General features: G+C 49.5%; 11 protein-coding genes and 1 riboswitch. Of the genes, 10 read left to right on the top strand and 1 reads right to left on the bottom strand.

The annotated features are described in order from the left end of the window. Positions 1 to 50: 50 nt before the first annotated feature. Entirely contained in the window at positions 51 to 500 is a 450-nt protein-coding gene (locus tag EIZ37_RS23525) for an Lrp/AsnC family transcriptional regulator (protein ID WP_134687207.1), read from the bottom strand. Positions 501 to 640: 140 nt separating this feature from the next. Between EIZ37_RS23525 and EIZ37_RS23520 the strand changes: the two genes are divergently transcribed. The 10 genes from EIZ37_RS23520 to EIZ37_RS23480 all read left to right on the top strand — a co-directional run bounded on the left by EIZ37_RS23520 (position 641) and on the right by EIZ37_RS23480 (position 11,494). Then, entirely contained in the window at positions 641 to 1,048 is a 408-nt protein-coding gene (locus tag EIZ37_RS23520; RefSeq protein WP_134687206.1) for a carboxymuconolactone decarboxylase family protein, read from the top strand. Positions 1,049 to 1,242: 194 nt separating this feature from the next. Then, positions 1,243 to 2,871, top strand: a complete 1,629-nt coding sequence (locus EIZ37_RS23515; RefSeq protein ID WP_134687205.1) for a peptide ABC transporter substrate-binding protein — start codon at positions 1,243 to 1,245, stop codon at positions 2,869 to 2,871. Positions 2,872 to 3,065: 194 nt separating this feature from the next. Further along, complete coding sequence (locus EIZ37_RS23510; RefSeq protein ID WP_134687204.1) at positions 3,066 to 4,346, top strand: cell wall-binding repeat-containing protein; 1,281 nt, start codon at positions 3,066 to 3,068, stop codon at positions 4,344 to 4,346. 62 nt (positions 4,347 to 4,408) lie between these two features. Further along, positions 4,409 to 5,008 carry a short chain dehydrogenase gene (locus tag EIZ37_RS23505; RefSeq protein WP_134687203.1) on the top strand — a complete coding sequence of 200 codons (600 nt, stop codon included), beginning with the start codon at positions 4,409 to 4,411 and terminating at the stop codon, positions 5,006 to 5,008. A gap of 231 nt (positions 5,009 to 5,239) precedes the next feature. Next, positions 5,240 to 6,526, top strand: a complete 1,287-nt coding sequence (locus EIZ37_RS23500; protein WP_134687202.1) for a helix-turn-helix domain-containing protein — start codon at positions 5,240 to 5,242, stop codon at positions 6,524 to 6,526. Positions 6,527 to 6,904: 378 nt separating this feature from the next. Then, on the top strand, positions 6,905 to 7,066 hold the full coding sequence (locus EIZ37_RS26160) for a hypothetical protein (RefSeq protein WP_167569099.1): 162 nt from the start codon (positions 6,905 to 6,907) through the stop codon (positions 7,064 to 7,066). Between the two features lie 102 nt (positions 7,067 to 7,168). Beyond that, positions 7,169 to 7,291: riboswitch (SAM riboswitch) on the top strand. Between the two features lie 105 nt (positions 7,292 to 7,396). Beyond that, positions 7,397 to 8,407 (top strand): sugar ABC transporter substrate-binding protein, encoded by a 1,011-nt coding sequence (locus EIZ37_RS23495; protein WP_134687201.1) that lies wholly within the window; start codon positions 7,397 to 7,399, stop codon positions 8,405 to 8,407. 71 nt (positions 8,408 to 8,478) lie between these two features. Further along, positions 8,479 to 9,969, top strand: a complete 1,491-nt coding sequence (locus EIZ37_RS23490) for a sugar ABC transporter ATP-binding protein (RefSeq protein WP_134687200.1) — start codon at positions 8,479 to 8,481, stop codon at positions 9,967 to 9,969. After that, complete coding sequence (locus tag EIZ37_RS23485) at positions 9,950 to 10,975, top strand: ABC transporter permease (RefSeq protein ID WP_134687199.1); 1,026 nt, start codon at positions 9,950 to 9,952, stop codon at positions 10,973 to 10,975. Before EIZ37_RS23490 ends, EIZ37_RS23485 begins: the two co-directional genes overlap by 20 nt. Positions 10,976 to 11,293: 318 nt before the next feature. Beyond that, on the top strand, positions 11,294 to 11,494 hold the full coding sequence (locus tag EIZ37_RS23480; protein WP_134687198.1) for a copper ion binding protein: 201 nt from the start codon (positions 11,294 to 11,296) through the stop codon (positions 11,492 to 11,494). Positions 11,495 to 11,677 lie beyond the last annotated feature (183 nt).

Raw genomic sequence — 11,677 nt, 5'->3', positions numbered from 1 at the left:
TAACCGGGAAAAAGATATGCTTCCGGGAAAACGCTAGAGATAACCAAAGCTTAATTCTGATCAAACATCAATCTGCCAACATCGGCATCTACCCGAACTTGAGAAAAAGCGATCTGCGTCCGGGTTGTCGCATATGGAGTTAATTTGTTAATAAAGCTTTCGATCTGATCCAACGTTTCCACCGAAAGCTTCACGATAAAGCAAGCATCACCCGAAATCCGATAGCAGAGCTCTACGCGCGGATCGTCAGCGACCAATTGCCGGATCCGCTCATGTTCCCCATTTCGCGTAGTAATTAGGACAAAGCAATCAATGGGAAACCCCATTTTTTTGCGGTTAATTTTAATCGTATACCCCTCAATAATTCCTTTATCCTCCAACTTTCTTACTCTCTCGGCAACAGACGGTGCGGAGAGATTGATCCTTTTTGCAAGCTCTCGGATCGACAGCCGACTGTCTTTTTGCAGCTCGGATAATATCCTCACGTCTATGGTATCCATATGTAATCCTCCATGTGAAAACGAATGACAAATGAAATGCTGCGTGTCTGTTTTGGTTACAAACGAAATGTGAAAACGCTTGGATAATTAATAACATAGAAATAACCATCCGGTAAACAATTTTTGAGGAGGAATTTAAAATGGCGCGTATTCCGTTTTCAAGCATGGGGGCAACTCCGTTTCAAAAACTGCTGGGGCATAATCCGGAGATTCTGAAATCCTGGAATGCAATGGGAGAAACCTTTGAAAGCACAGGAAGACTTCGTCCGGAGCTGAAAGAACAGGTCCGCCGCACACTGGCTTTTGGCAATGGGTGCGAGTATTGCATGGCGAAAGGAAAACCTTCAGACGTCCATGTGGATGCAAAAGAGTCGTTGGCCGTGGCTTTTGCCACGATCGTGCTTCAGGATCATCAAAACATCGATGACACAGTCTTTCAAGTCTTGCGAGAGGAGTTTGACGATCAAGAAATCGCGGAGCTCTGCGCTTACATCTGCTTTACCACCGCTTCGCAAATGTTTGGGGCGATGATGAAGCTGGAGCCGTAAAAATGGCTTTATTTTCCTATACATAATGTTTATTTTTGATAATCGAAAATTTACCAGTAGTTTATTTTCTCTTGCTACACTAGCGCAAACATCGTTGCAAAATATAGAAAATTTGGTGAACGGGACGAGACATACCTTTTTCTGCCATGCCTGTCCCGTGCGCAAAAAAGACAACAAACAAGGGGGTTAATCGAATGAACAAAAAACTGGCTGCACTGCTCAGTACCGCCACCATCATGTCCGCCGTATTGGCCGGCTGTGGTCCGCAAGCAGCACAACCGGCTGCAGGGGATCAACAGCAAGCACAAAAAGCCAGCGGCCCAAAGGTTCTGCGCACCAACTCTACAGCGGAACCACCGAGCCTTGATCCGGCACTCATTACCGACACGACAGGCGGTACCGTCGCACGGGCCTTATTCGACGGTCTGACACGCACAGGATTGGATGAGAAGCCGCATGAGTCCGTAGCTGAAAAAATCGATATTTCTCCAGACGGCTTGAAGTATACGTTCCATTTGCGCGACTCGAAATGGAGCAATGGCGATCCGGTAACCGCACATGACTTCGAATTTGCCTGGAAGCGTGCGCTCGATCCGAAAACCGCCTCCGATTATTCCTACCAGCTTTTCTACATCAAAAACGCCGAGAAGGCAAACAGCGGTGAAGTCGGCTTTGATCAGGTAGGGGTAAAAGCGCTTGATGATAAGACGCTGGAGGTAACGCTGGAAAACCCGACTCCCTATTTCCTGGAGCTGACGGGCTTCTACACCTACTTCCCGGTAAACAAAAAACTGGTCGAATCCAACCCGAACTGGGCCAATGAAGCGGCTACGTTTGTAGGAAACGGGCCATTCGCCTTGGAAACCTGGGAGCATAAAGCCAAGCTTGTGATGAAAAAGAACGAGAACTACTGGGATAAAGACGCGGTAAAGCTGGACGCCATTGAGATTTCGATGGTGGAGGATGAAAACACAGAGCTGTCGATGTTTGAAAATGGTGAGCTGGATCTGGTGGGCGAGCCGATGGGCGGCGTACCGCTTGATGCCGTAAAGGCTCTCCAAGAGGCAGGCACGCTGCAGATCAAACCGACGGCAGGTACCTACTACTATGTCTTCAACACCGAAAAGGCGCCGTTTAATAATGTCAAAATCCGGAAAGCTTTCACCTATGCGATCGATCGCAAAACCATTACCGACAATGTATCCCAGGCAGGAGAATTGCCGGCGATGGGCTTCATCCCTCCGACGATGGCCGTACATGACGGTGATTATTTCAAGGACAATGACGTAGAGCAAGCCAAGCAATTACTGGCGGAAGGCATGAAAGAGCTGGGAATCACGAAGCTGCCCGAAATCTCGTTGATGTACAACACCAGCGAGGGACACAAGAAAATCGCAGAAGCCGTACAAGACATGTGGAAACGCAACCTGGGAGTTGACGTGAAAATCGTTAACCAAGAGTGGAAGGTGTTCCTCGAAACCCGTGACCAAGGAAACTTCCAGATCGCTCGTGCGGGTTGGTCCGGCGACTTCAATGATCCAATCAACTTCCTGGAGATGTTTAAAGACAAAGACGGCGGGAACAACAATACCTTCTGGGAAGACAAAAAGTTTGCCGATTTGCTGACCCAATCCGGAAAAGAACAAGATCCGGCAAAACGCAAGCAGCTGTTGGCAGAAGCCGAAAAAATCTTCATGGATGCAATGCCGGTAGCACCTGTCTATTATTACACCGACATGTGGGTGCAAAATCCGAAGGTAAAAGACATCTTGCACGACAGCTTGAGCTTCCAAGACTTTAAATGGGCGGATATCACGGAATAAAAAGCAGGACCAACACCAAACGGAAAGTCGCGATCGGCGATTTTTCGCTTGGTGTTTTTTTTTGCAAATGGAACAGATTGGATATAGGGTACCTCCATTGACAAAAATAAAAAATATAACAGAGCATTTGACATACTATACGGGGGTATTGTAATATAACCACATCAAACAAAACGGCAAGGAGCGATTGAACGATGAAAAACACAAACAGGAGATACGTGATAGGTTCCGGATTATTAGCGGCGAGCCTATTGTTTGCTGGGTGCTCCGCACAATATCCGAGCGTGGAGGCTGGACAGACATCCGGGCAAAAAGCGGAGCAAGCGGTGTCTTTTGCAGCAACCAAAAATACAACGCGAATCCAAGGGGAAGATGCGGAGGACCTGTCGATTTCCACCGCACAAATGATCTGGCCAGCTACCAAAGCAGGCACGAAGCCGAATGTGGTCCTCCTTGCACCCAAGGAAAGCTGGCAGGCGCAGCTAGTGGCGCTGGATCTCGTCCACCATCCGAGCGATGGCCCACTCCTTGTCACGGAAAAAGGGAAGGTATCGCAGGAAGTGATGGATGAATTGATGCGGCTCCATCCCCAGGGGGCTAGTGACGGTACCCAAGTGATCGCGATTGGCATGGACGCGAGCGTTGCCGAAGAACTTTCAGGTCATTTCAAAGTCAAGGAAATACGCGGAGAAAAGCCGGAAGAACTGGCGGCAGCGATTGATCAGTACTATGCGGAAGCAAGCGGCAGCCTTCCCGCCTCCGTCGTGGTTTCTACCTCTGAAGCACCGGAGTACGCGGTACCGGCGGGGAATTGGATTTCTCATATGCCGGAGCCGCTCCTCTATGTGACAAAGGGCAGTGTACCGCAAGCAACCGCAGATTCCTTGAAAAAACGAAATGGCAAAGCGACCATCTATCTGCTTGGGCCTGAATCCGTCATCGATCGTTCTGTGGAAAAAGAACTGCAGTCGTATGGCAAAGTGGTGCGGATTGCAGGAAACGACCCGGTTGCCAATGCGATCGCCTTTGCAGCATATAAAGATCCGCAAACCGGTTTTGGCTGGGGAATTACCACAGCCGGGCACGGGTTGGTGCTGGCGGATGCAAAAAACGTGAAGGAAGCGATCCCGGTTGCCTCCTTTGCTCATCGCGGAAAGCATGCTCCGCTGCTGCTGACCGAGCGAGAGCAGGCTCCCAAGCCGCTCGTCGATTACCTCACGACCTTGAAGCCGCTTTACAAGGAAGAACCAACGGAAGGGCCATACAATCACTTGTATATTGTGGGAGATCAAACGAGGGTCTCTGCTGAACAGCAGGGCGACCTCGATCATCTAATTGAGATCGAAGCACAAAATGGGCAGGGGCACGGAGGCCACAGCAGTGGAGGGGATCAGGGCAGCCAAGGGGCTCATCCTGCTGACCATGGAACCCCGGCGCCGCTAGACAATGGAAGCACCGATCACAGCGGACATTAAGTCCTCTCATAAACGAAGCGGAAAGATACCCTGTAGACGTATGTAAAGGAGCTATGAAACCGATGAGAATTTTGTTGATTGGAGCGAATGGAACAATCGGCAGTGCTATTCGCAAGGAATTGGAAGCCCGGCATGAAATCATTGCAGCGGGCCGAAGCAGCTCGGATGTATTCGTCGATCTGACCTCACCTGCAAGCATTACCGCCATGTATGATTCCGTGGGCAAGGTTGATGCGGTCATCAGCACTCCGGGAGCCGTGCACTTTGGGCCGCTCGCGGAATTGACGCCTGAAAAAAACGAGATCGCCATTGAAAGCAAATTAAAAGGCCAAGTCAATCTGGTCCTGCTCGGATTGGACGCTGTCAATGACAGGGGGAGCTTTACCTTAACGACTGGGGTTATCATGGATGACCCCATCGTCGGGGGCATCTCAGCGGCGATGGCCAGCGGTGGTGTCAGAGCTTTTGTTCAGGCAGCGGCGATTGAAATGCCGCGCGGGATCCGCATCAATAACGTCAGTCCGACTGTGTTGACCGAATCCTTCAGCAAGTATGAACCGTTTTTTCCCGGATTTGTCCCCGTTCCCGGAAACCGAGTGGCACAAGCGTATCGAAAGAGCGTAGAAGGAGCACAAACCGGGCAAACCTATACCGTTTATTGATAGAATAAGAATAAGCGAAAAAAGAGGAAAAAATCCCCTCAGACCGGAATATGGACAACCTTATCTGCTGGATAAGTGGTACACTCTGGTAGAGGGGATTTTTCCTGTGCGAAAGGACGATGGCATAACCTCCGACACAAAAACCAATATTTTACAACATTCGATATGAAATGTTAGAATTAGTATAATTGGTTTGAAAGCGCATGGATATGTTAGTGGAAGGTGGATCTTATGCAGGGCGGCGTAAATGTACTTCTATACACAACCATCGGCGATATAATCAGAAAATACAGAGAACGGGCAAATCTATCGATTACGCAGCTGGCCAATTTGTCCGGACTCAGCAAAGGGGCCGTCTCGAAAATCGAGAGAGGGGATACCAAGCGCCCCGAAATGCATACGATCAAAGCGATCAAAAATGTGCTGGATATTCCCTATCAGGAAATTGTGGAACACTATATCACTGTGGAAGAGCGTGTAGATGTACTACTTGATTTGCTGTTGGAAGCGATCCAATTTTCCGATGCGGCACTCGCTTCCAAGGTCGCGGCGAAGTTTCTGGTCTCTTCCCGCGAGGACACCTATTCACTCCTGGAACGACTCTATGACTTTACGACGAATGTGGAAAATACGCAGTTTCAATTGCTTCTCTACAATACGATTACCAAATATGCGCGTGACCGCGGCATCCCGCAGTATATCGCCAGGGGCTTGCTGCAAAGGTATCTGATCGAACGCGATGATTTTTCGAAGTTGTCACAGACGTATCAAAATGGCAAGGAAATCGTGAATTATGCCCACTTTTTGCCTGTAGATGAGCGGATCCTGATGTACTATAAGCTGGGTGTACATGCTTACAACCTTCGCCTGTTTGAAGATTGCATCAACTTGTGTAAAAACGTCGTGGAAGAGGATCTGACAGAAAGCAAACTGAAAGTGGACGCGACGATCGCGATCTACAATTGCTATTATTATTTGGGCGACTATGAGTCTACCGAATATTACTTGAATATTTGCAGCAGGTACTCCTTGCCGCACGTCCAAGAGGAGGTCAAGCTCATGCAAGCCGTCCTCACTGGAAAAAAAGGGGACTTGGATACAGCGATTGACCAGCTGGAGCATTTCGTTGAAAGTGCCGGCGACAATACGATCCTGCATGTTGCCAATCTCTTGCTCGAGCTGTACTTGCAAAGAGACCGCCTTGCCGAGATTGAAGTGCTGCTGCGGCATGAAGAAAGAATCAAAAAGGTTCCCTTGCGAACACCGTATAAAAAAACAGAGATGGCGCGCTTTATCAAGCAAAAGGGCGACTATTATCTGCGCAAAGGCCAATACGACGATGCCATCAACTTTTACCTCCACAGCGCATTGGAATACGGCAAAGTAAATGAGCATGAAAAAGGCTATGAGACGATCAATCACATCGTAAGCCATTTTATAAAAAATGATGAAAATATGAATCTGGAAGTTTTAAAAAAGTTGCAAAAAGTGTATAATATTCTAAGTAAGGAAAAATAAGGTAAATGGAGGGGTATTATGAAACGTTCCGTTTTGGTTTTCATGATTGCTTCATTAGTTTTTGTTTTTCCGATGAGTATTTCTACAGCAAAAGCAGCTCCTGTAATTGAACATATCAATGATCCAGGTTGGTAAACCTATAACATGTAAAAGAAGGGAACGCTCACGGGCGTTCTTTTTCGTTTGGGCTCATGGATGATCTTGTCCCTCTGCGTTCACGGAATCATGCGTAGCGCAATGGGGATTTTTTGTAAGTCGAAGTCGAAATATGTAAGATGTTTCCAAAATGTTCGGCTGACAAAAAAGAGAATACAGATTTTACATTGGCTGTATGAGAAAACAAGGATAGAATGTCTCAAGCAGATGGTGGATATGACAATGAAATGGTTAATCGGAAGCTTGATCATCATTGTAGGATGCTGTGTTCTATTCGCTGGTTACCTGGTCAACCAAGAGAGCGGAGGAAGAGGGTTCCAAGCGGGGAATGCATTGGTCGCGGCGCTTTGCTTTAGCACGGGTATTTTTATCCTATTAAGTTGAGATATCGGCAAGGAAAGAAAACGTAAAAACCAAGTTGACAGATTGGTTTTAAGCCATTATATTCTGTATATACAAATCCAAACGTTTTGAAAATATGAATTACTCTTATCCAGAGAAGGCTGAGGGAATGGCCCTATGAAGCCCGGCAACCTAGCACGTGAGAGGAAAACTTTCGCGAGCCAAGGTGCTAACTCCACCAGGTAGATGCTACCTGACAGATAAGAGGCGGGAATCGCTGATTTAAGCCTCTTTCATCTGATGAAAGAGGCTTTTTTGCTGGCTGATACCACGCCCTCTTCTTTGGAGAAAAAGAAAAAGGGGGAAACCAACATGAAAAAGAAGTTTCGTCTGACTTGCCTCGCTATTCTGGCACTTTCCACCGTCTTGACCGCATGCGGTGGAGCAGGCGGCAACAATGCTGCCGGAGGCGCGGAAGGAAATGCCAAGCGCATCGCACTCGTCATGCGTCAAAACGTCGGTACGTTTTCTGCTCAATACATTAATGGCGTAAAAGCGGAGGTCGAGAAAAACGGCGGGGAGCTCACGGTATTCAATGCCGAGGGAGACCTGGCGAAGATGGCGTCCAATCTGGATGCAGCGGTAAACCAGCATTTCGACGGGATCCTGATCGACCACGGTACAGCGGAAGCGCTGCAGCAAGGCGCGGAAAAAGCAGTGAGCAAAAAAATCCCGCTGGTGCTATTTGACACTGACATCAAGCTTCCCGGCGTGCCGGTCGTCGAGCAGGACGACCAAAAACTGGCCGACCTGAGCTTGGAGAAGCTGGCAGCGGATAACGGCGGCAAAGGCAATATCGTGAAGATTTGGGTCGCGGGCTTTGCGCCGATGGAAAAACGCCAAATCACCTATGAAGCGTTTCTGAAAAAATATCCGGATGTCAAAGAAATTGCTGCATTCGGCACAGCATCCAATAATACAGCGTTGGACACACAAACGCAGATGGAAGCCATTTTGAAAAAATATCCGAACAAAGGCGATATTACAGCGGTGTGGGCATCCTGGGATGAATTCGCAAAAGGCGCTACCCGTGCCATCCAGCAAGCTGGCCGCACCGAGATCAAAGTATACGGCATCGACTTGAGCGATGAAGACCTGCAATTGATGCAGGACGCGGATTCCCCTTGGAAAGCGACAGCTGCGGTAGATCCATCCAATATCGGTCGGGTTCATGCGGAGACGGTCTTCAAGAAAATCAAAGGGGAGCAAGTACCTGACAGCGTCAAGCTGAACCCGGTACTCGTCAACCAGGATGATCTGCCGAAGGACAAAAAGGTAACGATGTCCGATCTTTCTCAATACGTGAAAGAATGGGGCAAGTAAGCACTAATAGCATGATTGGCACTTCCCGTTGAGTGATCAACGGGAATGTTCCTTCTTAAGGGGGTGTAGCGATGTCTACTTTGCACATGCAGGGGATTACCAAGCAGTTTTCCGGTGTTCCCGCTCTACAGGGAGTGGACTTCGAGGTGAAGGCCGGGGAAGTGCACGCCTTGCTCGGAGCGAACGGAGCAGGAAAAAGCACCTTGATGAAGATTTTGACCGGTGCGTATCAAGCGGACGGCGGCAGCATTTCCATCGATGGCACTCCGGTGGCTATCCATACACCACAGGATGCGAAAGCGCTCGGCATTCAATGTGTCTATCAGGAAGTGGACACCGCGCTGATCCCCAATCTGAGCGTAGCGGAAAACATTCTCATGGATCAGCTGGTACACAAAAATGCGAGCAGCTTGATCAGCTGGAAGCGCCTGTTTGCCGAGTCAGCGGACATCTTGCGCAGCTTCGGATTTGCCATTCCGGTGCATAAAAAGGTGGAAGAATGCACGCTCTCGGAAAAGCAGCTGATCCTGATCGCGCGTGCCACGGTGCAAAAAGCGAAATACGTGATTTTCGACGAACCGACGGCACCGCTCAGCAACAAGGAAAGCGAGCGGCTGTTTGAAATCATCGCCCAGCTGAAAAACGCGGGTGTCGGGATCATCTATATCTCGCACCGTCTGCCGGAGATCTTTCAGCTTTGCGACCGCATCACCATCATGCGGGATGGTCAGCGTGTCGCTACGACAGCAACCGCGGACACTAATATGGATGAAGTGATTTCCCATATGCTCGGAAAAAGCTTTTCCGAGGAATTCCCCAAAGTGGACGTACCGATCGGGGAAAAGCTGCTGGAGGCGAGAGGGATCAAAGGGGGCAAAGTGCGCGGTGCCGATCTGACGGTACGAGAGGGAGAAATCGTCGGGGTAGTCGGCTTGGTGGGGGCAGGAAAAACAGAGCTGGCCCGATTGTTGTTTGGTGCGGACCCGGCGGAAGCAGGGGAAGTGCGGCTGAAAGGAAGCAAGCTGCGGCTGGACTCTCCCAGGGATGCGGTCGAAAAAGGGCTTGTGCTGGTGCCGGAGGAAAGGCGCAAGGAAGGCATTTTTGTAGAGGAATCGGTGAAAAACAATCTGTCGGTAGCGGCCCTCTCCAAATGGACCGGACTCGGCTTTGTCAGACAGGGGCTAGAGGCCGGGCATGCCAAGGACCTGGTGCAGAAGCTCGGTGTCAAGACGGCGAATATCGGCCAGTTGGTCGGCTTTTTAAGCGGGGGAAACCAGCAAAAAGTGGCGATCGGAAAATGGCTGGGTACGGATGCCAGCATCTTTCTATTCGATGAGCCGACCAAAGGGGTCGATATCGGGGCGAAAAGCGATATTTATCGGCTGATCGGCAAGCTAGCTACAGAAAAGAAAGGAATCCTTTATTTTTCCTGCGAGTTTCCGGAAGTGATCGGGATCGCTGACCGCATTCTCGTGATGTTTGAAGGGAAAATCGTCAAAGAGCTGACGAGAGCGGAAGCGACACAGGAATTGATCATGTATTATGCCAGCGGAGGTGAGTAAGGTGGAAGCGAACACGAAACCATTCAGCCTGTTTGATCTCGTCTACAAATATGGAACAGTCGCGGTGATTGCCATCGTCGTGCTGCTGTTCAGCATCGTCAATCCGTACTTTTTTACGTATGACAACATTACGGACATTTTACGCTCGATCTCCATCGTTACCTTTGTGGCGGTAGGTGTCACGTTTTCCTTGATTGTCGGGGGCTTTGACCTGTCTGTCGGATCGACGGTTTCCTTGACCACCGTCGTTTCCGCTTCCATGATGGTCTGGTACGAGCAAGGGCCTCTTGTCACCTTGGCAGTGCCGATTGTCCTCAGTCTGATCGTCGGTTTGGTGAACGCCTTTTTGGCAGTGAAAATCAGAATCATGGATATGCTGGCCACCTTGGCGATGCTGTACATTGTGAACGGCATTCATACCACTTATTCCAAAGGGTATTCCATTTACGCCAACATGCCGATGCAAGATGGAACGAATGCGCCGGGGAAATTCCAGGATTGGTTTCTCTGGCTGGGACAGGGGGAAATCTTGTCCGTGCCGGTGCCGGTTGTTTTGACCTTCCTGCTCGTGGCGCTCACTCATGTGTATCTGACCTATACGAGACAGGGACGGATGCTCTATATGACGGGGGGCAATCTGGAAGCGGCCCGCTTGTCCGGAATTCCGGTTGACCGTTACCGGACGCTGGCGTATGTGCTTTCCGCTCTGTTTGCCGGGCTGGGGGGCATTCTGCTGGCGGCACGGGTCGGCACGGGGCAGGTAAGCGCCGGCGGATCCATGCTGATGGACGCGGTTGCCGCCGCTTTTGTTGGCTTCTCCGTATTCGGAGCGGGGAAACCGAATGTATTTGGCACGTTTGTAGGGGCGATCCTGATCGGGGTCCTGCTCAATGGGATGACCATGCTCAATTTGCCTTACTACTCCTATGATATTGTCAAAGGGATCGTGTTGGCGGTGGCCTTGGCGGTTACGTACTATCAGGTGCGGAGAAAGAGAAGGGCTTGACCTCGTGATCAATCGGTATGAGGCATACTCGGCAAGCAAGGTATTCCGGGTGCTGAAGCCGGGGGGCATAAACTGGTGGATCAGCATGGTTTTATTCAGAGCAGGGAACATCGATTTCTTCTAGTTGCAACCAAATAAACCAGCGGCAGTTCAGAACCGGGTACATACGGTTTTGAGCTGCCGTTTTCATTTTGAATGGAGCCGGGGAGAGGAATAAAAAATTTTCAAAAACCACTTGAATACTATAGGGGGTATAGTATTATTCAGATAAGGAAATCATCCTTTACAAAATAGTCAACGCTAAAGGAGCGAATACTCATGAAAAACGTAACTCTTCAAGTAGAAGGAATGTCCTGCAATCACTGCGTCGTATCGATCGAAGGAGCACTGAAGGAACTGGGAGCGTCGGGGAAAGTCAATCTGGCGGGCAAAACCGTTGATGTGGCATTCGAGGAAACGGCATTGACATTGGAAGCGATCAAGGAAGCGATTGAAGATCAAGGATACGATGTGAAGTAATTTTTGGGCGCTGTCGCCTGAAATCGATGGGAATCAGCAAAGCAGGGGGAAATACGCAAGCGAGCAGATAAGCGGGTAACCGATGCTTTGCACTGACATACGAACTGGAAAAGGCTTCGCCGACACACGGCGAAGCCTTACATTATGTACGCCCAGCATGGGCGTCATCTCTAGGGTGAGAGT

Origin of the sequence: Brevibacillus migulae, from assembly GCF_004521915.1 — a bacterium.
GTDB classification, from domain to species: Bacteria; Bacillota; Bacilli; order Brevibacillales; family Brevibacillaceae; genus Brevibacillus_F; species Brevibacillus_F migulae.
The sequence above is the reverse complement of the archived record's forward strand: the minus strand, read 5'-3'. Positions and strand labels throughout refer to the sequence as shown.